Origin of the sequence: Halobellus sp. LT62 (genome assembly GCF_037031285.1) — an archaeon.
Lineage (GTDB): Archaea > Halobacteriota > Halobacteria > Halobacteriales > Haloferacaceae > Haloquadratum > Haloquadratum salinisoli.
This window is the reverse complement of sequence record NZ_JAYEZO010000002.1, coordinates 828,761-850,277: the sequence shown is the minus strand read 5'-3', so window position 1 is coordinate 850,277 and position 21,517 is coordinate 828,761. Positions and strand designations below refer to the sequence as shown.

Annotated in this window: 20 protein-coding genes; 3 read left to right on the top strand and 17 right to left on the bottom strand. The window is 66.1% G+C overall.

Annotated features, from left to right (window positions below):
• Positions 1-3 precede the first annotated feature (3 nt).
• From U5919_RS13615 to U5919_RS13555, 13 genes are all read right to left on the bottom strand, one after another.
• On the bottom strand, positions 4-273 hold the full coding sequence (locus U5919_RS13615; protein ID WP_336024981.1) for an HPr family phosphocarrier protein: 270 nt from the start codon (positions 271-273) through the stop codon (positions 4-6).
• Complete coding sequence (locus tag U5919_RS13610) at positions 273-737, bottom strand: PTS sugar transporter subunit IIA (protein WP_336024980.1); 465 nt, start codon at positions 735-737, stop codon at positions 273-275. The genes U5919_RS13615 and U5919_RS13610 overlap by 1 nt, the downstream gene beginning before the upstream one ends.
• A 132-nt stretch (positions 738-869) precedes the next feature.
• Entirely contained in the window at positions 870-2,018 is a 1,149-nt protein-coding gene (locus U5919_RS13605; protein WP_336024979.1) for a PTS fructose transporter subunit IIC, read from the bottom strand.
• Positions 2,019-2,120: 102 nt separating this feature from the next.
• Positions 2,121-3,089, bottom strand: a complete 969-nt coding sequence (gene pfkB, locus U5919_RS13600) for a 1-phosphofructokinase (protein WP_336024978.1) — start codon at positions 3,087-3,089, stop codon at positions 2,121-2,123.
• Positions 3,086-3,865, bottom strand: coding sequence for an HTH-type transcriptional regulator GlpR (gene glpR / locus U5919_RS13595; protein ID WP_336024977.1), 780 nt, complete (start codon positions 3,863-3,865; stop codon positions 3,086-3,088). Before glpR ends, pfkB begins: the two co-directional genes overlap by 4 nt.
• Before the next feature lie 246 nt (positions 3,866-4,111).
• A complete protein-coding gene (leuB, locus tag U5919_RS13590; RefSeq protein ID WP_336024976.1) occupies positions 4,112-5,092 on the bottom strand; it encodes a 3-isopropylmalate dehydrogenase in 981 nt (326 codons plus the stop codon).
• A complete protein-coding gene (leuD, locus tag U5919_RS13585; RefSeq protein ID WP_336024975.1) occupies positions 5,085-5,693 on the bottom strand; it encodes a 3-isopropylmalate dehydratase small subunit in 609 nt (202 codons plus the stop codon). The genes leuB and leuD overlap by 8 nt, the downstream gene beginning before the upstream one ends.
• 55 nt (positions 5,694-5,748) lie before the next feature.
• Positions 5,749-7,170, bottom strand: coding sequence for a 3-isopropylmalate dehydratase large subunit (gene leuC, locus U5919_RS13580; RefSeq protein WP_336024974.1), 1,422 nt, complete (start codon positions 7,168-7,170; stop codon positions 5,749-5,751).
• Between the two features lie 51 nt (positions 7,171-7,221).
• Entirely contained in the window at positions 7,222-8,259 is a 1,038-nt protein-coding gene (gene ilvC / locus U5919_RS13575) for a ketol-acid reductoisomerase (protein WP_336024973.1), read from the bottom strand.
• 10 nt (positions 8,260-8,269) lie between these two features.
• Positions 8,270-8,950 carry an acetolactate synthase small subunit gene (ilvN, locus tag U5919_RS13570; RefSeq protein ID WP_336024972.1) on the bottom strand — a complete coding sequence of 227 codons (681 nt, stop codon included), beginning with the start codon at positions 8,948-8,950 and terminating at the stop codon, positions 8,270-8,272.
• On the bottom strand, positions 8,947-10,734 hold the full coding sequence (gene ilvB, locus U5919_RS13565; RefSeq protein ID WP_336024971.1) for a biosynthetic-type acetolactate synthase large subunit: 1,788 nt from the start codon (positions 10,732-10,734) through the stop codon (positions 8,947-8,949). Before ilvB ends, ilvN begins: the two co-directional genes overlap by 4 nt.
• Positions 10,735-10,957: 223 nt before the next feature.
• Positions 10,958-11,080 (bottom strand): hypothetical protein, encoded by a 123-nt coding sequence (locus U5919_RS13560; RefSeq protein WP_336024970.1) that lies wholly within the window; start codon positions 11,078-11,080, stop codon positions 10,958-10,960.
• A 117-nt stretch (positions 11,081-11,197) separates the two neighbouring features.
• On the bottom strand, positions 11,198-12,466 hold the full coding sequence (locus U5919_RS13555) for a LeuA family protein (RefSeq protein WP_345786359.1): 1,269 nt from the start codon (positions 12,464-12,466) through the stop codon (positions 11,198-11,200).
• A 359-nt stretch (positions 12,467-12,825) separates the two neighbouring features.
• Here U5919_RS13555 and U5919_RS13550 point away from each other — a divergent pair, with 359 nt between their 5' ends.
• Positions 12,826-13,110, top strand: coding sequence for a DUF5779 family protein (locus tag U5919_RS13550; RefSeq protein WP_336024969.1), 285 nt, complete (start codon positions 12,826-12,828; stop codon positions 13,108-13,110).
• Between the two features lie 80 nt (positions 13,111-13,190).
• Here U5919_RS13550 and U5919_RS13545 read toward each other — a convergent pair whose 3' ends face one another.
• Positions 13,191-13,931, bottom strand: coding sequence for a VOC family protein (locus U5919_RS13545; protein ID WP_336024968.1), 741 nt, complete (start codon positions 13,929-13,931; stop codon positions 13,191-13,193).
• A gap of 117 nt (positions 13,932-14,048) precedes the next feature.
• Between U5919_RS13545 and U5919_RS13540 the strand changes: the two genes are divergently transcribed.
• A complete protein-coding gene (locus U5919_RS13540) occupies positions 14,049-16,448 on the top strand; it encodes a hybrid sensor histidine kinase/response regulator (protein WP_336024967.1) in 2,400 nt (799 codons plus the stop codon).
• Between the two features lie 45 nt (positions 16,449-16,493).
• Here U5919_RS13540 and U5919_RS13535 read toward each other — a convergent pair whose 3' ends face one another.
• The 3 genes from U5919_RS13535 to U5919_RS13525 all read right to left on the bottom strand — a co-directional run bounded on the left by U5919_RS13535 (position 16,494) and on the right by U5919_RS13525 (position 19,627).
• Entirely contained in the window at positions 16,494-17,330 is an 837-nt protein-coding gene (locus U5919_RS13535) for an RAD55 family ATPase (protein WP_336024966.1), read from the bottom strand.
• A gap of 103 nt (positions 17,331-17,433) precedes the next feature.
• The gene (locus U5919_RS13530) at positions 17,434-17,763 is read right to left on the bottom strand and encodes a cupin domain-containing protein (RefSeq protein ID WP_336024965.1); all 330 of its coding nucleotides are present in this window, start codon (positions 17,761-17,763) and stop codon (positions 17,434-17,436) included.
• Positions 17,764-17,908: 145 nt separating this feature from the next.
• On the bottom strand, positions 17,909-19,627 hold the full coding sequence (locus U5919_RS13525; RefSeq protein ID WP_336024964.1) for a sensor histidine kinase: 1,719 nt from the start codon (positions 19,625-19,627) through the stop codon (positions 17,909-17,911).
• A 559-nt stretch (positions 19,628-20,186) separates the two neighbouring features.
• Here U5919_RS13525 and U5919_RS13520 point away from each other — a divergent pair.
• Entirely contained in the window at positions 20,187-21,416 is a 1,230-nt protein-coding gene (locus tag U5919_RS13520) for an HD domain-containing protein (protein WP_336024963.1), read from the top strand.
• The last annotated feature ends 101 nt before the right edge of the window (positions 21,417-21,517 follow it).

The following is a 21,517-nucleotide window of genomic DNA, read 5'->3' as shown; positions in this document are numbered from 1 at the left end:
GCCTCAGAGGTCTTCCTCGGGCGTCGTCAGGATGCGCTCCAGTTCGTCGAGCGCGGCCTCCGCGTCCTCGCCCTCGGCGGTCAGCCTGACCTCGTCACCCGCGGCCGCCCCCAGTCCGGTGACCGCGAGCATACTGGCCGCATTCACCGACTCGCCGTCGACGTGACCGACGTGGATCTCCGAATCGAACCCGTTGGCCGCCTCGACGAACTTCGACGCCGGGCGCGCGTGGAGCCCGTCTTCCGGAACGATCGTAACGACGCGCTCGGGCATCAGTTTACGGCCTCCCGAACGGTGTTCTGAATGGTTTCTGCGTCCTCGGCCTCCAGCAGCGTCTCGCGAACGTCTTCGTGCATCAGTGCTCGCGAGAGGGCGCTCAAGATCTGTAAGTGTTCCTCGCCGCCCTCGGCGGGGACGAGAATCATAAACAGCAGGCGCGCGGGTTTGTCGTCCATCGCGTCGAAGTCGATCCCCTCGCTGGAGCGCGCGAACGCGACGGACGGCTCGTCGACGGCGCTCGTCTTCGCGTGCGGGATGCCGATACCCATTCCGACCCCTGTCGTCGCCTCCTGTTCGCGCTCTCGGAGCGCCTTCAGCGCGGCCGCACGATCTGTCACACGGCCGTTGTCCGCGATGAGATCGAGAAGGAACTCGATCGCGGCCTCTTTCGTTGCCGGCGGCTCCGACAGCGAGATGTGCGCGAGCGGGAGCAGCCGGTCGATGTCATCTTCGAGCATAACCGATCGAATATGTGCACGCGAACCGTAAGGAATTTTCTCTTTGATTCGTCAAACGATACGAAAATAAGAAACTGTTGCCGCGGTGGACGGGGAGTTGACCCGTCACGGACGGCGGTGTTACAGACTCGATCAGTCGTCGGCGGTGGTCGCCCCGGCAGATTCAGTCTGGCCCGCACCGACGCCCTCCTCGTAGTCGGGCTTGAGGACTGTCGCGAGCGCGGCCGTCACGAGCGATCCGATGACGATCGCGGCGAGGAACAGCAGCGGACTGTTCGACAGCGGGACGACGAAGATGCCGCCGTGTGGAGCGGGCATCGAAACCCCGAGCGACATCGACATCGCGGCACCGACGGCGCTGCCGACCATAATCGACGGAATGACCCGGAGCGGATCGGCCGAGGCGTAGGGGATCGCGCCCTCAGTGATGAACGAGAACCCGAGGACGATGCCGGATTTGGCGTTCTCGTACATCTCTTCGGCGTACTTGTGCGGCGCGATGAAGTTCGAGATCGCCAGTCCGATCGGCGGGATCATCCCGGCGATCATCACCGCCGCCATCGGCTGGGTGATCCCCTCAGTGATCAGCCCTGCCGCGAACACGTACGCGACCTTGTTGACCGGTCCTCCCATGTCGAACGCCATCATCGCGCCGAGGAGCGCACCGACCAGAAGGGCTTGACTTCCCTGCAGGCCCTCGAGATACGCCGTGAGCCCGGCGTTCGCGATCGCGACCGGCACGCCGAGGACGAACAGGACGATCGGCGAGACGATCGCCATCGTCAGCACCGGTACGATGAGGACCGGCATCATCGGCCGGATGAAGTCCGGAACGCTCCAGTTCTTGATCCACCTCGCGACGTATCCGACGAGGAGGCCAGTGACGAGCGCGCCGAGGTAGCCCGCACCGGCTTCACCACCTTGCAGACCGATCACTTCTCCGGCGGCGACCAGCACTTCACCTTGCTGGATCAGATACGACGCGAGGAAACCGGGCGCGAGTCCCGGTCGATCCGCGATCGCGTACGCGACGTACGCTCCGAGGATCGGGACCATAATCGTCAGTCCCAGTCCACCGATCTGCCCGAGGAAGTACGCGAGCGTCCCTACCTGCGACGTATCGGGCGCGCCGCTCTCTCCCGTCGGCGCGACGGCGAACCCGAGCGCGAGGAAGATCCCGCCGATCGTCACGAACGGGATCATGTACGATACGCCAGTCATGAGGTCCTCCTTGACCTTCGTCAAGTGAGACCGCATCTTGCTCTCAGCTTTGCTTGACATAAGTCTCCATCACGGATATTGCTGAAGGTCCTCAAAAATACTTTCGTTCGTGTTCGTTTCTGCGTTATTTATTCGATAACAACGCAGAAGCGGACATCGCGATTACTTACCCGAGAGATCGACGCGCTCGCGGTCCGCGAAGACGTCGTCGAAGACTGGGACGCTGGTTCCGGAAACGGACACGACGCGGGCGGCGACCACGACCGCGGTTCGGAGTGCCATCTCGACCGACTCGCCGCGCGCCAGTCCCGCGAGAAAGCCCGACAGCAGCGCGTCGCCCGCGCCGACGGTGTCGACCACGTCGACCGAGAGCGCGGGGGCGTAGTACGCGTCCGAGTCGGTGACCAACAGCGCGCCGTCGGATCCCAGCGATGCCAACACGTATTCGAAGCCGTGCCCGCGGAGATCGCGCGCGGCTGCGGCGGCGTCGTCGACGGTTTCGACCGCACGGCCGGTGGCGGCCGCGAGTTCGTCTCTGTTCGGTTTGCAGACGAGGTACTCGGCGTCGAGTCGCTGCAGGAACGACCCGCCCATATCGACGGCCGTTTCCCACGGGCCAGCGTTCGCCAGCCGGTCGACGGCGTCGGCGTCGATCCCGCGCGGGAGGCTGCCTGCGACGACGAGGCGCTTCGGATCGCGTACCTCGACCCTTCGGACGAGCGAATCGACGTCGGCGTCGCCGACGACGGGCCCGTTGTGATTGATCTTGTACTCGCCGTCGGGACTCAACACCGTCGTATTCAGGCGGGTTCGACCGTCGATGTCGACGAAGTCGTGAGCGATCCCGTCGTCGTCAAGCGCGTCGCCGATCATCCGACCGAACGGCCCGCCGAGAAAGCCCGTCGCCGGTGCGTCGACGCCCAGTTCGGTGAGGTATTGGGAGACGTTGATCCCCTTTCCGCCGGCATCGAACTGCGCGTCGTCCGTTCTGGCGACTTCGCCTTCGCGGAGCGATCCCTCGATCGTGAGCGTGTGATCGACCGCCGGGTTCATCGTCACCGTCAGGACGTCCGGGCCGCTCGTGCGGTCGCCCCCGTCGGTCCGCGCGATCGCGTCCGCCGCCCGCTTCATTGGGCGACCGCCTCCGCGTTCGCAACGACGACGGTGACGTCTTCGGCCTCGAAGCGCTCGATCGCCTCCGGGGAGACCTCGCCCGCGGTGATGAAAACGTCGACGTCAGTGAGGTCCGCGAACGTGACGAACGACCGCTCGCCGATCTTCGTCGCGTCGGCGACGAGGACGACGCGCGAGGCGCGCTGGACCATTAGCTCCTTTACGCGGGCTTCTTCCTCGTTCGGCGTCGTGAGGCCGGTCTCGGCGTCGACCGCGTTCGCGCCCAAGAAGAGCAGATCGAAGTTCGTCCGTTCGAGGAACGACTCCGCCGTCGGTCCGACGAGCGAGCGCGTCCGGCGGCGGAGCGTCCCCCCGGTCAGCTTCACGTCGTTGTCCTCTTTGCCGAGTTCGACCGCCAGCCGCGGCGAGTTCGTCACTCCCAAGATCGAGCCGTCCTTCGGCGCGTTCTGGGCGACCTGCATTGTCGTCGTGCCCGCGTCGAAGAACACCACTTGACCGTCCGTGATCTCCTCGACGGCGCGCTCGGCGATCGCGCGCTTCGAATCGAGGTTCTGGACCTCCTTCTGTCCGTACGCCTGCTCGTGTCCGACGCTCGTCACGGGGACCGCCCCGCCGTGAGACCGCGAGATGAGGCCGCGATCCTCCAGTTCGTGGAGGTCACGCCTGATCGTCGCTTTCGAGTATCCCAGTTCGTCGGCGAGGGCTTCGACCGACTGGCCGTCCGCGGCGGTGACGAGTTCAACGATACGCCGTTTTCTCTCAGCGGGTAACATGAGGGTCGTCTATCCGGGATTCGATCTGTGTATTGTTAATGGTTTGTGTTCGTATCGGATCGGATACGGATGAATAACCCATCGAACAATCACGAACGGTCAGACGCGGGCGGATACGACCGCCTCAACGGTTCAGTCAGTGCGACCTATGCTGTCACTGTCGGATCTTCCCGGGACGCTGAGATCGCGTGTGCGAGAAGCCAGAAGCAAAAGGCGAAACGCGCTGTTCGGAGTGAACTGAGGCCCTCAGTCGAGGCGATCGAGGATCGCGTTCGTGACCGCTTCGGTGTCCGCATCGCCGCCGAGATCGGCGGTTCGCGGCCCGTCTTCGAGGACGGATTCGACCGCGGTGCGGACGTTTGCCGCCTCGTCGGCGTAGCCGAGGTGATCCAGCAGCATCGCCGCCGAGAGGATCGCCGCCGACGGGTTGGCGACGCCCTCGCCCGCGATGTCGGGGGCGGTGCCGTGGACCGGCTCGAACAGGGCGTTATCCGGGCCGACGTTGGCGGAGGGAAGCAGCCCCAACCCGCCGACGAGCCCGGCCGCCAGATCCGAGAGCACGTCGCCCGCGAGGTTCGGACAGACGACGACGTCGAACTGCGTGGGATCCAGACAGACGCGCGTCGCGAACGCGTCCATCAGGACCTCCTCGGTCTCGACGCCGGCCTCGTCGGCGACGTCGACGACCGCGTCGCGGAACCGCCCGTCGGTCTCGCGCATCACGTTCGCCTTGTGGACGACCTGGAAGCCGTCTTTCCCCTGCTCTGTGACGTACTCGCAGGCGAACCTCGCCAGCCGTTCACTCGCGGAGGTCGTCACGACGCGCGTGAGCGTCGAGAGATCGTCCGAAAGGCGGTCCTCGTGACCCGAGTAGACGCCCTCGGTGTTCTCGCGCAGGAAGACCAGATCCGTCTCCGGTCGGACGGCGTCGACGCCGGGGTACGCCCGCGCGGGGCGGATGTTGACGTAGGAGCCGACCGCCTCCCGAAGCGGGAGGATGACGTCTGCGGCGGTCTCGCCGGCCGCGCCGAACAGCGTCGCGTCCGCGTCGGCGACGGTGTCGTACGTCTCCCGCGGGAGCGCCTCGCCCGTCTCCGCGAGGACGCCGTCGCCGGCCTCGGCCTCGACGAACTCGAAGTCGCCGACCGCTTCGAGAACCGAGACTGCGGCGGGAACGACCTCTTTGCCGATGCCGTCGCCCTCGATAACGACGATCTCCTCACTCATCGATATACGGCAGGGCGGTGGCCTTGTTGGCGACCGCGTCGGCGTTCGATTTCATCAGCGCCGTGGTGTCCCAGACGCCCTCGGTGAGCGCCCGTCGCTGTGCGTCATCGACCGTCGCCTCGATGACCGTGTCGCCGTAGGTGACGGCCTCGGCCTCGACGTCGACGTGGATCTCGCCGTCGGGGTTCTCGTCGATCCACTCTTGGAGTTCGACGATGGTGTCGTGGTCGGCCGTGACCGTCGGGATGCCCAGCGCGAGGCAGTTGCCGGCGAAGATCTCGGCGAACGACTCGCCGATAATGGCGTCGATCCCCCAGCGCATCAGCGCCTGCGGGGCGTGCTCGCGGGAGGAGCCGCACCCGAAGTTGGCGTTGACCGCGAGGACCGAGGCGTCCTGGAACTGCGGTTCGTTGAACGGGTGCTCCTTCTGGTTGTCCTCGTCGTCGAACCGGAGGTCGAAGAACGCGAACTCGCCGAGGCCGTCGAACGTGACGACCTTCATGAAGCGCGCGGGGATGATCTGGTCGGTGTCGATGTCATTCCCGCGGACGGGAACGCCCGTGCCGGCCACGGAGTCGATCTCGGGGATCTCGTCTGTCATACCGCCACCTCCGGAGCTCCGCTCCGGCGTACTCGCATTCGCTGTCGCAGACAGCTCATGCGACGGTCACCTCCTTCAGTTCGCGCACGTCAGTTACCGCCCCTTCGATCGCGGCGGCGGCGACCATCCGGGGGTTCATCAGGACTGTCCGGCCGTCCTTCGAGCCCTGTCGACCGACGAAGTTGCGGTTCGACGACGACGCGGAGGCCTCGTCGCCCTGCAACTGGTCCTCGTTCATTCCCAGACACATCGAACAGCCCGCGTTGCGCCACTCGAAGCCGGCCGCCTCGAAGATCTCATCGAGGCCCTCAGCCTCGGCGGCGGATTTCACGCGTTGGCTGCCGGGGACGACCATCGCGCGGACGTCCTCGTGGACCTGCCGGCCCTCGACGACCTCCGCGGCGCGGCGGAGGTCGGGCAGGCGCGCGTTCGTACACGAGCCGAGGAAGGCGACGTCGATCTCGTAGCCCTCCATCGTCTCGCCGGGCGTGACGCGCATGTGCTCTTGGGCGCGTCGGGCGGTGTCCTGTTTGTCCGCGGCCAGCGATTCGGGCTCCGGAATCGGCTCCGTGATGCCGACGCCCTGTCCGGGGGTCGTTCCCCACGTGACGACGGGCTCCAGTTCGGAGCCGTCGATCGTGACGACGTCGTCGTACTCGGCGTCGTCGTCGGAGCTGATCGACTCCCAGTAGGGCTTGAGCTCCTCGAACTTCTCGGGGCGCTCTTGGAAGTAGTCGGTCTCTTTCATCCACTCGTAGGTGGTCTCGTCGGGGGTGACGTAGCCCGCGCGAGCGCCGCCCTCGATGGACATATTGCAGATGCTCATCCGACCCTCCATATCGAGGTTCTCGATTGCCTCGCCGGCGTACTCGTAGACGTAGCCGACGCCGCCCTCGGTGCCGAGCCGGCGGATCACTTCGAGGATGACGTCCTTCGCCTCGACGCCGGGACCGAGTTCACCGGTGACCTCGATCTTTCTGACCTTCTTTTTCTCCATCGCGACGGTCTGGGTCGCCAGCACGTCGCGGATCTGGCTCGTCCCGATCCCGAACGCCAGCGCGCCGAACGCGCCGTGCGTCGAAGTGTGAGAGTCGCCGCAGACGATCGTCTTGCCGGGCTGGGTGATTCCCTGCTCGGGCCCGATGACGTGGACGATCCCCTGATTGCCCGACGTCGGATCGGAGAACTGGATACCCGACTCGCGGACGTTCTCCTCGAGTTCGGACATCATTTCTTCGGCGGCGTCGTCGCGGTAGGGCCGCGACTGGTCCGACGTGGGGACGATGTGATCGACCGTCGCGTGCGTCAGTTTGGGGTAGGCGACCTCGAGGTCGCGCTCCTGCAGCATCCCGAACGCCTGCGGACTCGTCACCTCGTGGATGAGGTGCAGCCCGACGAACAACTGCGTCTGTCCCGTCGGCAGCTCAGAGACCGTGTGCTCCTCCCACACCTTGTCGTACAGCGTTCCCTCACTCATATACATCACCGTCTGTTGTCGCGAATACCTGTGTCACAGTCATCTCCTCGTTCAGTCGTCCGCGGGCGCTTCCGCGGCCTCCTCTTCCTCGTCGGCCCACGAGAACAGCTCGCGCAGCGGCGCGCCGACCTGCTCGACCTCGTGCGTCTCTTCGGCGTGCTTCAGCTGGGTGTAGGAGGGCCGACCGGCCTGGTTCTCCGCGATCCACTCGCGGGCGAACGTGCCGTCTTGGACCTCCTCGAGGACCTCCTCCATCCGCTCGCGAGCGTTGTCGTCGATGATTCGCTCGCCGCGGGACAGTCCGCCGTACTCGGCGGTGTCGGAGACGGAGTCCCACATATTGGAGAGGCCGCCCTCGTACATCAGGTCGACGATCAGCTTCATCTCGTTGAGACACTCGAAGTACGCCATCTCGGGGGCGTATCCGGCGTCGACGAGCGTCTCGTACCCCTCCTTGACGAGCGCGGTCATTCCGCCGCAGAGGACGGCCTGCTCGCCGAAGAGGTCGGTCTCGGTCTCCTCTCGGAACGTCGTTTCGAGGGCACCGGCGCGCGTGCAACCGATCGCGTGCGCGTACGCGAGGGCTTCCTCGCGCGCCTCGCCCGTCTCGTCCTGGTAGACGGCGATGAGCCCGGGCGTTCCCTGTCCGGCCTCGTAGTTCCGTCGCACGAGGTGTCCCGGCGACTTCGGCGCGATCATCGTCACGTCGACGTCCTCGGGGGGACGGATCTGGTTGTAGTGGATGTTGAACCCGTGGGAGAACTGCAGCGTGTCACCGGCGTCCAGTCCGTCCTCGATCTCCTCGAACACCGCGGGCTGGACCGTGTCGGGGACGAGCATCGTGACGATGTCGGCCTCTGCGGCCGCGTCGGCGGGCGTCTCGACTCGAAGGCCGTCGGCCTCCGCGGCGGCGCGCGAGGAGGAACTCTCGCGCAGGCCGACGATCACGTCGACACCAGAGTCCGCGAGGTTCTGCGCCTGCGCGTGGCCTTGGCTGCCGTAGCCGAGAACGGCCACGGTCTTGTCGTCGATGTGTGAGCGGTCCGCGTCGTCGTCGTAGTAAACCGTCGTATCTAGATCTTCTGTCATTTTAGTATCGTTATTGCGTGTTCGTCGGTTTCGTCGGTTCGTTCGCGGTCCCCGGCTTCTCGCCCGGCACCGTCGCTTGATCGCCGCGCGCGAGCGCGGTGTAGCCGGTCCGAGCGATCTCGATGATGCCGAACTGGTCGAACGCGTCGATCGCGTCGTCGATCTTCTGTTCGTCGCCGGTGAGTTGGACCGTGATGGTCTTCGGGCCGGCGTCGAGCGTCTGTCCGTCGTACATCTCGGTGACGGCGTGCACCTTGTCGGGTTCGTCGCCCTCGACTTTCAGGAGGACGAGTTCGGTCCGCACGGCGTCGTCGTCGAGTTCACCGACGGAGATGACCGGCTTGAGTTTAGCGAGTTGCTTCTCGGCCTGGTCGATCCCGGGGTCGGGCTCTTCGATGACCATCGTGATCCGCGAGTGGTTCTCGACGGTCGTCGGCCCGACGGTGAGGCTCTCGATGTTGAACTGCCGCCGCGAGAACAGCCCGGCGATGCGCGAGAGCACGCCGGGGTCGTTCTCGACGAGCGCCGACAGCACCGCGCGACGCGGCTCGTGTTCGGCCTCGGCCTCGGGGTCGATGCGGATCCCTTGGGCGTTCCGCCGTCCCTCGGGATGCGGCCGCTCCTCCGGTTCCGGTCCTTTCAGTCCGTGCTTCGGCAGGTCGTCGGTGGAATCGGAATCCTCGGAACTCATAGTTGGTCCTCCGTCAGGGCGAACTTACCGTTTGCGCCGCCGGAAGCGACCATCGGATAGACGTTCTCCGCCGGGTCGATATGGAAGTCGATGACCGACGGCCCGTCGTAGTCGAGCGCCTCCTCGACGGCGTCTGCGACCTCGTCGTAGTCGTCGACGCGCCACCCGCGCGCGCCGAACGCCTCGGCCAGCTTGTCGAACTCCGGACACCAGTTGTACTCGGCGGCCATCCGTCGGCCCTCGAAGAAGGCGTCCTGCCACTGGCGGACCATCCCGATGTACTCGTTGTTCAGAACGGCGACAGTGATGTCCAGTTCCTCGCGGACGGCGACCGAAAGCTCCTGAATCGTCATCAGGAACGAGCCGTCGCCGTCGACGCAGACAACGTCCTGCTCGTCATCAGCGGCGATGCGCGCGCCGATCGCCGCGGGCAGCCCGTAGCCCATCGTCCCGAGGCCGTGAGACGACACCCACGTCCGCGGCTCGGAGAATGTCCAGTACTGAGCGGCCCACATCTGGTGCTGGCCGACGCCGCTCGTGACGATGGTGTCGTCGTCGGTCGCCTCGTCGAGGATCTCGACGACGAACTGCGGTTTCAGCGGCTCGTCGTCGGGGGTCGCGTAGTCCATCGGATACTCGTCTTGCCACGTGCGACACTGCTCGCGCCACTCGTCGGCGTCGGGAGTCGCGCCGATGGCGTCGTCGAGCTGGTCGAGGACGATCCCCGCGTCGCCGACGAGCGGATAGTCCGCGTGGACGTTCTTCGACATCTCCGCCGGGTCGATGTCGATGTGAACGACCTCGGCTTCGGGCGCGAACGTGTCGACGCCGCCGGTCAGGCGGTCGTCGAAGCGCGTTCCGACCGCGATCAGCATATCGGTGTGCGTGATCGCCATATTCGCGTAACCGGTACCGTGCATACCCGCCCACGAGAGACACAACTCGTCGTCCTCGGGGACCGAACCGATGCCCGGCATCGTCGTGACGACCGGGAGCTCGTACTCGTCGGCGAACGCGCGGGCCTCGTCCGTCGCGTCGGCCTTGATGACGCCGCCGCCGAAGAGCAGCAGCGGTCGTTCGGCGGCCTCGATGGCCTCGGCGGCGGTCTGGACGTCGCTCTCGTCGGCGACGTACTGGGGTCGCGTCGTCTCCGGCGGTTCGGCCGGGCCGGGTTCGACCTCCGTGTCGTCGAGAGAGACGTCCTTCGGGAGGTCGACGAGCGTCGGGCCGGGGCGCCCCTCGCCTGCGAGCGCGAGCGCCTCGCCGACGGTGTCGCCGACGGTGTCGGGATCGCTCGCGAAGTAGTTGTGCTTCGTGATCGGCGCGGTCACGCCGGTCGTATCGGTCTCCTGAAACGCGTCGGAGCCGACCATATCGACCGGGACCTGCCCGGTCAACGCGAGCAGTCCGTCGGAGTCCATATTGGCGTCGGCGATACCCGTGACGAGGTTCGTCGCGCCCGGCCCCGACGTCGCCAGACAGACGCCCGGTTCGTTCCGGACGACGCTGAACGCGTCGGCGGCGTGCGCCGCCCCTTGCTCGTGCGCCATCGTGATGTGGCGGATATCCGAGTGGTACAGCGCGTCGTAGATGGGCATAATCGCGCCGCCCTGAACGCCGAAGACCGCCTCGACGCCCTCGTTTTCGAGCGCGCGGATGACCGATTCCGACCCGGTCGTGACGGGAGACTGTGCCGCGTCGGCGTCCCCGGATTCGGGTGTCTCTTCGTCGGCCTCAGCGGCCTCGGACGTCGCGTTCGGCGAGGACGGAGCCTGTTTGCTCATCGATGCTCACCCCGCGTGGTGGCCGAGCGGACGGCGTCGCCCTCGGCGCGGCGTCCGTCGCGTCGGTGAGCCGTCGTGCGATAGGACGCGTGTGTGGTCTGCGTGCGGTACGTCGGTGTCGGTCGTGCGGATCGAGCGTGTTCCATAGTCGGTGTGTGACAGTCGCTGGTTGGTCGAACGGTGGACGCGGACGGAATCGAGGCGAAAATGTGGCTATGCGGGGCTATAGGGCCCCTACAATGATCCGCGTGTCGACGTCGGTAGCGACGCCGATCGACCGGCGCACGCGAGCGAGCGGCACCGCTTTCGGTGCGGCGTCCGTCGCGTCGGCGAGCCGTCGTCGCATCGTACTCCACAGATTCGTCTCGTCGGTTATTAACGTTTCGCGCCGCGCGCCCGTTCACGGAAGTCGGTCGGCAGCGCACCCGAGGCTCGTCGGATCGAGCAACCGGCGCGCGCGCCATCAGGCGCGGACCTCCTCCTGTTCGTCCTCGTCGGGCCGTTCGACGTCGGCCTCGCGGGCGAACCGCGTCAACACGTCGACGGTGACGCGCTCTTTCTCCGCACCGTAGTCCTTGACCCGCCGGGTGACCTCGCGGACCTCCGTGTCGGTCGGCGCGAACCCGGACTCCTCCAGTCGCTTGCGGACGGAGTGAGTGCCGGTGTGCTTGCCGAGGACGAACTCCCGCTGGGCCCCGACCATCTCGGGTGTCATCACGCCGGGCTCGAACGTGTCGGCGTTCTCGATGACCCCCGCGGCGTGGATTCCGCTCTCGTGTGAGAAGGCGTTTCGTCCCACGACCGGCTTGTTCGCCGGAACCGGGATGTCGCTGGCCTCCTCGACCATCCGCGACAGTTCGGTGATTCGGGTGGTGTCGATCCCCGTGTCGACGCCGTACAGCGACTCCGCCGACATCACTACTTCCTCGAAGGCGGCGTTGCCGGCGCGCTCGCCGATACCGTTGACCGACACCTGCGCTTGGGACGCGCCCGCCTCGAAGCCGGCCATCGCGTTGGCGGCGGCCAGCCCGAAGTCGTCGTGCGCGTGCACGTCGACTCGCGCGTCGGTGTGCTTGCGCACCTCGCGGACCATGCTCGCGAAGCGCGTCGGCGTCGCGACGCCGCAGGTGTCCGGGATGTTGACCCAGTCGACGCCCGCCTCGTCGACGGCGCTCAGGATGTCGGCCAAGAAGTCGATGTCGGTTCTGGTGGCGTCCATCGGTGAGAACATCACCTCGACGCCCGCCTCCTTCACCCGCTCGACGCTCGCGACAGCGCGTTCGACGGCCTCCTCGCGGGAGGCGTGCATCGAGTCCGCCAGCTGCACGTCGCTCGTGCTGACGAAGACGTGGACCAGCCCCACGCCGGAGTCGATCGCGGCCTCGACGTCCTTGTCGACCACGCGCGCCAGCCCGCAGACGGTCGTGTCCGTCGCGGCGGCGATGTCACTCACGGATTCGAACTCGGCGTCGGAGTTGACCGGGAACCCCGCCTCGATGACGTGCGTCCCCATCTCGTCCAGCGTCGCCGCGATGTCGCGCTTCTCGTCGTAGCTGAACGAGGTGCGTGGTGACTGCTCACCGTCGCGGAGCGTCGTGTCGAAAATCCGTACGTTCTCGATCTCGGATTCAGTTATTTGGGCTAACGTGCCCTGGAAGAACTCGACCAGCCGGGGTGTCCGACTGAGCCTCCATGTCGTCGTGAGACATTGTGTCTGATCACTGATCCGGATAGATATTAAAGGCTTTCGCTGTGAGTGGTCGCGACGGCCGCGTTCGGACGAGCGGATATCGGCTGGAATCGGTTCGTACCCGCCGAATATCGGGAACCTCTGCGTTTTTCGACCGAACCGAGCACGCTCTCGATCCGGCCCTACAGGGCGACGAGCCCGTGTCACTACTGCCGGGTTGGCGCAATTTCCGCCTCGAATCCGGACGATCGATCGCGGAACACGCTCGCGCGCACGTCGGAGTGGAACTGACCTTGCCGTCGTTGTGGCTGCGGCCGACCGGAACGGAGCGCCGAAGAGACCGTCGGACCTCCGTCGCACGCGTCCGAATCCTTTTCGTCCCGCTTCGCGTGGGGCAGAGTATGAGCGACTTCAACCTGAACCTCTCGGAGGCCGAAGAACACCTCGGCGACGACGTCGAGGGCGACGTGGTGCTCGGCGTTCTCGACGGTTCGACCGACCCCGACGTGTGGATCGACGCCGTCGAGTCCGACAACGTGCTCGTCCTCGCCGTCGACGGCGACCTCAACGAACTGGCGAAGGGATTCGCGCGACCGGTCAGAGACCTCGGGGGCTCGCTGACGCACTTCCGCCGATTCCTCGTCGTCGCCCCGCCGGGCGTCGATATCGACACTGACCGGCTCTAAGCGCGGCGTCGCGGGGGACATCTGACGGCATCGTCCAGAATACGTCTGAACGGCATCACCGCCGCGACTTCGCTCGCGCGTCACGCGCGAAGAAACGTCAAAACGTGCCCGTCGTCGTCGACGACGCGGACGCCCCCGTCGACCGCCTCGGGATCGCTCGGCCACGGCCCGCCGGCCTCGACCGCGGCGTCGGGGTTCGGCGTGAGGAAGGCGAGGTCGACGTGCAGTCCGCCGCGGGCGTCCGCGATGCCCAACTGCGGCTCCCAGAGTTCGAGCGCGACCGGCCCGTCGAGTCGGACCCGGTGGCGTTCGGAGCCCCGGTCGATGACCTCGAATCCCAAGCGTCGGTAACGCGCCTCCGCGCGGGGCAGATTCATCACCTCTAAGACGACCTCGAAGATGCCCGTGAGCGGCGGGGCCGACTCGTCGGCGTCGGGGGGCGCAACAGATTCACCCGCCGTCGAAGCGTCGACGCTTCCGATCTCGACGCAGTTTCCGTCCGGGTCGTAGACGTACAGTGAGTCGCTCGATCCGAACGAGAACTCGACGGGATCGAGATCCGCGAGTCGGCGTCGCCACTGCGAGTACGCCGCCGCCGTCGTCGAGAACGCGTAGTGGGTGTGCACCCCGCCGCGGGGCCTGTCCGTCGGACGTCGGAGCAGCAGCGCGGTGGGGGTGGCGTCCCCGGAGCCGACTCGATAGCAGACGCGCTCTCGGCCATCGGACCCGGCCCGAGTGAGACCGAGTCGACCCTCGTAGAACCCGCGCGCGCGGTCGAGCGACTTCACTTCGAGACCGAGCCGTCGGAGCCCCGTGAGCATACCCCGGATAGGCGCTCGATCGACAAGGGTGTACTGCCCGACGGCGACGAACCGTTCGGTTTCGACCCCCGAGATCCGGCGCGAACATATATACCAGTCGTTTCTGTATACTCTCGTATGGCTGAAACGACGGGAGAAGCGCGGGACTCCTCGACGGAGATCCGCGTGCTCCACGTCGACGACGATCCCGCGATCGTCGACCTCACGGCCGCATTTTTGACCCGGTTCGACGATTCGTTCACCGTCTACACCTCGACGGACGCCGAGAGCGCCCTCGAACGGATCGAAGGCGAGCGAATCGACTGCGTCGTCAGCGACTACGAGATGCCCGAAATGGACGGTCTCGAACTCCTCGAACGCGTCAGAGGTCTCGGTCGCGACGTGCCGTTCATCCTCTTTACGGGCCGCGGCTCAGAGGAGATCGCGAGCAAGGCGATCTCCGCGGGGGTGACCGACTACCTCCAGAAGGAGACCGGCACCGAGCAGTACACCGTCCTCGCGAACCGGATCGAGAACGCCGTCGAGCAGACCCGCTCGCAACAGGCGTTAGCCGAGAGCGAAAAGCGGCTCTCGCGGTTCATCGAGCAGTCTCCACTGGGGACGATCGAGTACGACGAGTCGTTCACGATCGTCCGCGTCAACGAGGCGGCGGCCGAGATCACGGGGTATTCAGCGGACGAACTCGTCGGCGGCACGTGGCTGCCGATCGTCCCCGAGGACGAACGGCGGCACGTCGCCGAGGTCGAGCGCCAGTTGCTCGCAAATCGCGGCGGCTACCAGAGCGTCAACGACATCGTTCGAGCAGACGGCACTCGGCGGCTGTGCGCGTGGCACAACCGGGTCGTCACCGACGACGACGGCGACATCATCACGATCTTCTCGCAGTTCGAGGACATCACCGAGGAACAGCGACAGCGCGAGGAGCTCGAACAGACGAACATCCTCCGCTCGACGCTCTTCGAGACGCTTCCGGTCGGCGTCCTCGCGGAGGGCGCGGACCGAAACGTCCTCCGGGTCAACGAGCGGCTGTTAGAACTCTTCGAGATCTCCGCCGACCCGGACGACGTGATCGGGACCGACTGCGAAGCGTTCGCCCGACAGATCAGCGACCGCTTTGCGGATCCCGAGGCATTCGTCTCGCGAACCGAGGAGCTCATCGACGCGCGCGAGTCGATCTGGAACGACGAACTCCTGCTCGAAGACGGCCGCGCATACGAGCGGAACTACCGACCCATCGAACTCCCCGACGGACAGGGCCACTTGTGGGTGTACTACGACGTCACGGAGCGCAAACGACGCGAACAGCGCCTCGAAGCGCTGAACGAGACCGCCAGAGAGCTGATGACGGCCGAAAGTTGTACCGAAGTGGCCGAGATCGGCGTTGAGGCCGCCGAGACCGTCCTCAACCTCGATGCGAGCGTGATCAACTTTCACGAGGAGGGCGTCGGACTCGTGCCGATCGCCTACAGCGAGACGGCGACGGAACTCGTCGGCGATCTGCCGACGTTCTCCGAGGGAGAGGGGATCGCGTGGCGCGTCTACGAACAGGGCGAGGCACAGTCCATCGGGAACGTCCTCACCGACCCGGACGTCTACAACACGGACACACAGATCCGAAGTGAGCTGTACGTTCCACTCGACGAGTACGGCGTTCTCATCGCGGGGTCGCCCACGCCGGACGCCTTCGGTCCGGAGGACGTCGTCCTCGGCGAGATCCTCGGGGTCAACATCGTCACCGCGCTCGAACAGGTCCAGCGGAACGAACGACTTCGCGAACGCGAGCGCGAGCTGACCAAACAGAACGCGAGGCTCGAGGAGTTCGCGAGCGTCGTCTCACACGACCTCCGGAACCCGCTGAACGTCGCCGAGGGGCGCTTGGAGCTGGCCAGATCTGAATGCGACAGCGAGGAACTCGAACACGTCGCCAACGCCCACGAGCGGATGGCCGAACTCATCGACGACTTACTCATCCTCGCTCGCGATCGCGACACCGACCTCGACCTGACGCCCGTCTCGCTGGCCGATTTCGTCGAAGCGTGCTGGCGGAACGTCGACACCGGCGACGCCGACCTCGCTGTCGACGTCTCCGGCACGATCAGCGCCGACGAGACGCAGCTCAGACAGTTGTTCGAGAACCTCTTCCGAAACGCCGTGGAACACGGTTCCACGAGCCCTCCGTCGCAGACTCAGGGGAACGCCGTAGAGCACAGCTCTACGAGCCCTCCGTCGCAAACTCCGGAGGACGCCGTGGAACACGGCGGAAGCGACGTGGTCGTGACCGTCGGCGTCCTCGCCGACGACGCGGGTTTCTACGTCGAGGACAACGGCCCCGGCATTCCGCCCGACGATCGCGAGCAGATCTTCGAGTACGGCTACTCGACGACGCACGAGGGAACCGGATTCGGCCTCTCGATCGTCCAACAGTGCGCGATGTCGCACGGGTGGGAAATCCACGCGGTCGAAGGGAAAGACGGCGGTGCTCGCTTCGAGATCACCGGCGTCGACATCAAAGAGTGAATGTCTCTTCGACCGGCGCATCAGTTGCAGTCGAAGTCGCCGACGTCACCTGATCTTCCGCACGTCGCTGACGTCGAAGCCGCCCTCGTGGATCTCCGTCTCGAATCGGACGATGTCCTCGCGTTCGATCTGCGAGAGGACGCCACGGAATTCTTGGACGACCATCGTGCGGGCTCGCTTCGACCCGCCCGATTCCCACTCGAACTGCAGCGTCCCGTCGGCGGCGTCCATCAGGTGGCCGAGTTGCGTTTCGCCGATCGCCTCTCGGCTCGCGTACGCCAACACGAGGCCGTCCCAGCGGTGCGCGGCCTTCGCCAGCCCGCGCAGCACCATCGCGATGTCGTTCCACGCCATCTCGTCGGAGATCGCCGCGAGCAGATCGGTTATCGAATCGATGACCACGAGGTTCTCCGGCGCGTGCGCGTTGAGGTGGCGGCCGAGCGCGGTGAGCACCGAGGATCGCTCCTCGCGCCCGCCGAGATCCTGTAGCTTCGTCGTCTCGCCGAGGTACCACTCGCGGGGGACCGGGCTCAACTGGAAGTACTCCGGGGAGAAATCGCGGACTTCGATGCGGTCCGCCGCGGCATTCACGAGTTTGTCGTCGAGCACGTAGGACATCTCACGCCGCAGCTTTTCCTCGTCGTCGGTGAACGAGAGGTACTGCACTGCATCGGGGAGCCGCGCGGTTTCGTGGAGGTCGCCGTAGTGGAGCTCGAACAGTTCGGGATCGGCGTGCGCGACCGCGTTCATCGTCGCGCTCGTGTACATAAATTCCCGTGCGCCCGCGCCGGGTTCGCCGACGAGGAGCACGACCGTTCCCGAGGGTGCGCCGCCGCCGACGACGCTGTCGAAGCGCGACACGCCGAACGGGATGCGATCCATACGCGCCCGTCTCGTGGGGTGCCGTTAATCGTTTCGGGCGGTCACCGCTGCCGTGTGCGGCCGTGACTACGATGCGAGGTGTCCGCGCAAGATCGACGCAGTATCAGGGGAGTGGACAGAGGCTCGCAGTGAACACGACGACCTCATCGGTCTCGTTTCGCGCGCCGTGGATCGCGCCGCGATCGTGTCGGACGACGCCGGGCGCGTCGACGGTCTCGCGCTCGTCGTCGCGCAGGACGATAACCGATCCTTCGAGGACGTGGAAGACGTTCGTGCTCTCGGCGTGCTCGTGCGGTTCGAGTTCGGCTCCGGGGCCGAGCGCGAACGCCTTCACGAGCACGTCGTCGGTGACGACCAGTTCCGCGGTCTGGATCTCCCCTTCCTCGGGGTCGAGCGTCGAGCGGACGTCGTCGTACAGGTCGAGTGTCGTCATACCTAGCCAGTGTGGCGGAACCGCCTATAGGATGTCGGTCGCCGCGAACGCGTCAGTCCGAGAATGAGTCAATCGTCTCGAACGTCGTCGGCTCTCACAGCCATCTTCGACTCTCACGGCCATTCTCGGTTCTCCATCACGGCGGTCACTCTGTCCGGATCTCGAAGCGTGCGCCGCCCGCGCTCCCCTCCACCGCGCGGATGTCCCAGCCGTGAGCGTCGACGATCTCGGAGACGATAGCGAGACCGAACCCGGTGCCGCCCTCTGAGGTCGTATAGCCCGTCTCGAAGATCTGCTCGCGATCGTCAGGCGGAATGCCGGGGCCGTTGTCCTCGACGTAGAAACCCGCGCCGTCGGCGAGGACGCCGACGGTCACGACCACGTCGCTTCCGCCGTGTTCCACGGCGTCCTCCGGAGTTTGCGACGGAGGGCTCGTAGAGCTGTGCTCTACGGCGTTTCGGAAGAGGTTCTCGAACAGTTGCTGGAGTCGCTCGGGATCCGCTGAAACGGTCGTCCCGTCGCCGATATCGACCGAGAGCGACGCATCGGTGGCGGCGACCATCTCCCACGACTGCTCGGCGAGTCGCCGGAGGTCGACGGCCTCGGTCTCGTCGATTGCGACGCCCTCGCGGGCGAGCGTCAGCATCTCTTCGATCAGCTGCTCCATCCGCTTGTGTGCCCGGACGACCGGTTCGAGGTGCTTGACGTCTTGATCCTCGATCGCGAGTTCGACGCGTCCCTTCGCGACCTGCAGCGGATTCCGGAGGTCGTGCGAGACGATGCTCGCGAACTGTTCGAGCTTCTGGTTCTTCGTTTCGAGCTCTTGGCGGTACTGTTCGCGGTGGGTCACGTCCGTCAGGACGATGGAGCGGCCGGTCTGGGCACCCCCCGTCATGAACGGGTTCGAGGAGACGTTGTAGTAGCGGGTCCCGTCGCTATCCTCGAGTTGGAGTATCGAATCCTGTTCGTCGATCGCAGCGGCGAGGTCGGGGGCCAGCGTCGAGAGCGGCTCGTCGATCGAGTTCGAGAGTTCGGGGAACAGCTCAGCGGCGCGTTGGTTGTAATCTCGGAGGTCGCCGCTCTCGTCGACGACGACGATCGGATCGGTTGTTTCGCCCGCGACGCGGACGAACTGGAACTGATCGAAGTACAGCGAGAACACGCCGACGGAGAAGGCGGCCACGCCGATCGAGGAGTAGGTGATGTCGAGGATGTTAGGCGAGACCGCGCCGGCGACGTCGAGAACGACCGGAATGCCGGTCAGTCCGATTAGCACGAACAGCGGTCGGGTGTCGGAGTTGACGCGGACGAACAGCTCGAAGAGCATGAAGAATCCGACGAACGCGAGCGCGTACGCCAGCCCCATCACGATCCAGTGGAACGCCCGGTGACGCATTTCGAGGTACGCGAACGGTTCTGTCGCCCACTCGGCGACGAAGTACCACTGGTGGATCGGGTTCGTGAGCTTCACCCCGACGATCACGAGAAAGACGACCAGAAACGCCCGTCTGATTGCCGGGTCGCGGTGGATCGACCGGCCGGTGTACGCAGAACAGAAGTACAGCCACGGTCCGACCGAGGCGATGCCGACGACCAGACCAAGGACGTACGAACCGTACCGAAGTCCGATCGTCGGGAGCGTGAGGTATCCGACGTGTGCCGCCGCCCAACCGCCGCTCGTGACGAGGAGCCAGAAGAGCCCCCGTCTCGTCTCCTCGTGTTCGATTCGACGTGCCTGCGGCACCATCGCAAAGCAGACGACAGCAGCGGCCGCAAAAGCGAAGACGTACGCGCCGTACAGCGCGCTTTGCGAGGACAACGAGAGCATCCGGACCAGTCGTAGTCCCGAATTAGCCGGGATCACTATCAACCCACCGAATCGCGTGACTCACCGGACTGTTCTCGGTTCGAGTCAGCTGTCGAACCCAGCTACTGTCTCGTGTCGTCGACGCCGACTACGAGCAAAAGGGGTGTCGATCGCGTGGATGGTGAGCCATCCGCGTTCGGGTGCCTCTGTCGACCGGTCGCCGGGTGGCGTCGGCCGATCGGAAGCGGAGGTGTCTGCGAGCGGGTGGTCATACCCGCTCGCGAGCGCACCGACGGACCGAGACGGGAGAATCGGTCGACGTCGGTGCGCTATCCCACGGGGGAGGCCGCGAACGCCAGTGGGGGAGCGTCCGAAGCCGTCCATGTGGGCGTGCGGCGTCACCGACCATCCATCGGTTCGACCGCGCAGCGACGCCGCGCGGCGCGGCACGACGTCGCAACTAGATTGTGAGTGCGAGGGGACTTCAACCGGGCCGACAGTCAATCCGAATTCACACCTTAGACGGGGGCTAAATCCGGCTAAATTGGGGTGAACCGTGGCGGTCGCTTGCCGGTACGCCCGACGGTTTTTGTACGATGCCGCGCCAACGCGACGTATGACGACGATCAAGGACAGCGTCCACGACCACATCGAGGTCGAGGGCGTCGCCGCCGCCCTTCTCGACACCGAGCCGGTCCAGCGACTCCGACACGTCAAGCAGTTGGGCACCGTCCAGTTGGTCTACCCCTCCGCGAACCACACCCGCTTCGAGCACTCCTTGGGCGTCTACCACCTCGCCGACCGCGCGCTCTCGCACCTCGGAATCGAGGGGCGACGCGCCGAGGAGATCCGCGCCGCCGCACTATTGCACGACGTCGGCCACGGGCCGTACAGCCACAACGTCGAACCCGTGACGCACCGGTACACGGGCAAGTACCACGACGACGTCACCGAGTTGCTCGCGGCGGGATCGGTGGGCGACATCCTTCGCGAGCACGACATCGATCCGGGCCGCGTCGCCGATCTCGTCGCGGGCGAGGGCCAGTACGGCCAGCTCGTCTCCGGCGAACTGGACGTCGACCGGATGGACTACCTCGTCCGCGACGCCCACCACACGGGCGTTCCCTACGGGACGATCGACCACGGGCGACTCGTCCGCGAACTCACGTTCGTCGACGGCGAGCTCGTGCTCGCGGAGGGGAACGTCCAGACCGCCGAGTCGCTGTTGCTCGCGCGTGCGTTGATGAATCCGACCGTCTATCAGCACCACGTCGCCCGCATCTCGAAGACGATGCTCCGGCGCGGCGCGGAGCGGCTGCTCGACGTCACCGACACCTCGCCCGAGGCGCTCCGGCGGATGGACGATCACGACCTCCTCGTCGCGCTTCGGACGACGGACGCGACCGCGGAGACCGCGCGTCGCCTCCGCACTCGCGACCTGTACAAGCGGGCCGTCTGGGCGGAAATCGACGCCGTGCCGGCGGACGTCGTCGACGCCGACTACGAGACGATCCGCGACCTCGAAGCCGAGATCGCGGCCCGTGCGGACCTCCCGCCCGAACGGGTCGTCGTCGACGTTCCGGCGCGGCCCGCGATGACGGAGTCGACCTCGCGGGTGATGGTGAGCGGCGAGATGCGCCGACTGGGCAAGCAGTCGCCGCTGGTGTCTGCGCTCCGGACGGCGCAGCGCCAGCAGTGGCGACTCGGCGTCTACGTCCCCGAGGCGGAGACCGACGCCGTCGGGCGAACGGCCGTCGAGACGCTCGGGCTCGATATCGACGGCGCGCTCGTCTCCGACGTTCGCCCCGGCGTGACCGCGACGCTCGACGAGTTCACGGAATCGTGACCGTGACGCTCGACGAATACGGAATCGTGACCGCGATATCCCGTCGTCAACCGACGCCCGTCTCCCTCCGGGAGTTTCAAGCCGCTGTACCGGCGACGGGG

Excerpts from the sequence above, each read along its gene's own strand:
- U5919_RS13615 (WP_336024981.1), bottom strand. The coding sequence starts at position 273 with ATGCCCGAGCGCGTCGTTACGATCGTTCCGGAAGACGGGCTCCACGCG.
- U5919_RS13610 (WP_336024980.1), bottom strand. The coding sequence starts at position 737 with ATGCTCGAAGATGACATCGACCGGCTGCTCCCGCTCGCGCACATCTCG.
- U5919_RS13605 (WP_336024979.1), bottom strand. The coding sequence starts at position 2,018 with ATGTCAAGCAAAGCTGAGAGCAAGATGCGGTCTCACTTGACGAAGGTC.
- pfkB (WP_336024978.1), bottom strand. The coding sequence starts at position 3,089 with ATGAAGCGGGCGGCGGACGCGATCGCGCGGACCGACGGGGGCGACCGC.
- glpR (WP_336024977.1), bottom strand. The coding sequence starts at position 3,865 with ATGTTACCCGCTGAGAGAAAACGGCGTATCGTTGAACTCGTCACCGCC.
- leuB (WP_336024976.1), bottom strand. The coding sequence starts at position 5,092 with ATGAGTGAGGAGATCGTCGTTATCGAGGGCGACGGCATCGGCAAAGAG.
- leuD (WP_336024975.1), bottom strand. The coding sequence starts at position 5,693 with ATGACAGACGAGATCCCCGAGATCGACTCCGTGGCCGGCACGGGCGTT.
- leuC (WP_336024974.1), bottom strand. The coding sequence starts at position 7,170 with ATGAGTGAGGGAACGCTGTACGACAAGGTGTGGGAGGAGCACACGGTC.
- ilvC (WP_336024973.1), bottom strand. The coding sequence starts at position 8,259 with ATGACAGAAGATCTAGATACGACGGTTTACTACGACGACGACGCGGAC.
- ilvN (WP_336024972.1), bottom strand. The coding sequence starts at position 8,950 with ATGAGTTCCGAGGATTCCGATTCCACCGACGACCTGCCGAAGCACGGA.
- ilvB (WP_336024971.1), bottom strand. The coding sequence starts at position 10,734 with ATGAGCAAACAGGCTCCGTCCTCGCCGAACGCGACGTCCGAGGCCGCT.
- U5919_RS13560 (WP_336024970.1), bottom strand. The coding sequence starts at position 11,080 with ATGCGACGACGGCTCGCCGACGCGACGGACGCCGCACCGAAAGCGGTG.
- U5919_RS13550 (WP_336024969.1), top strand. The coding sequence starts at position 12,826 with ATGAGCGACTTCAACCTGAACCTCTCGGAGGCCGAAGAACACCTCGGC.
- U5919_RS13545 (WP_336024968.1), bottom strand. The coding sequence starts at position 13,931 with ATGCTCACGGGGCTCCGACGGCTCGGTCTCGAAGTGAAGTCGCTCGAC.
- U5919_RS13540 (WP_336024967.1), top strand. The coding sequence starts at position 14,049 with ATGGCTGAAACGACGGGAGAAGCGCGGGACTCCTCGACGGAGATCCGC.
- U5919_RS13535 (WP_336024966.1), bottom strand. The coding sequence starts at position 17,330 with ATGGATCGCATCCCGTTCGGCGTGTCGCGCTTCGACAGCGTCGTCGGC.
- U5919_RS13530 (WP_336024965.1), bottom strand. The coding sequence starts at position 17,763 with ATGACGACACTCGACCTGTACGACGACGTCCGCTCGACGCTCGACCCC.
- U5919_RS13520 (WP_336024963.1), top strand. The coding sequence starts at position 20,187 with ATGACGACGATCAAGGACAGCGTCCACGACCACATCGAGGTCGAGGGC.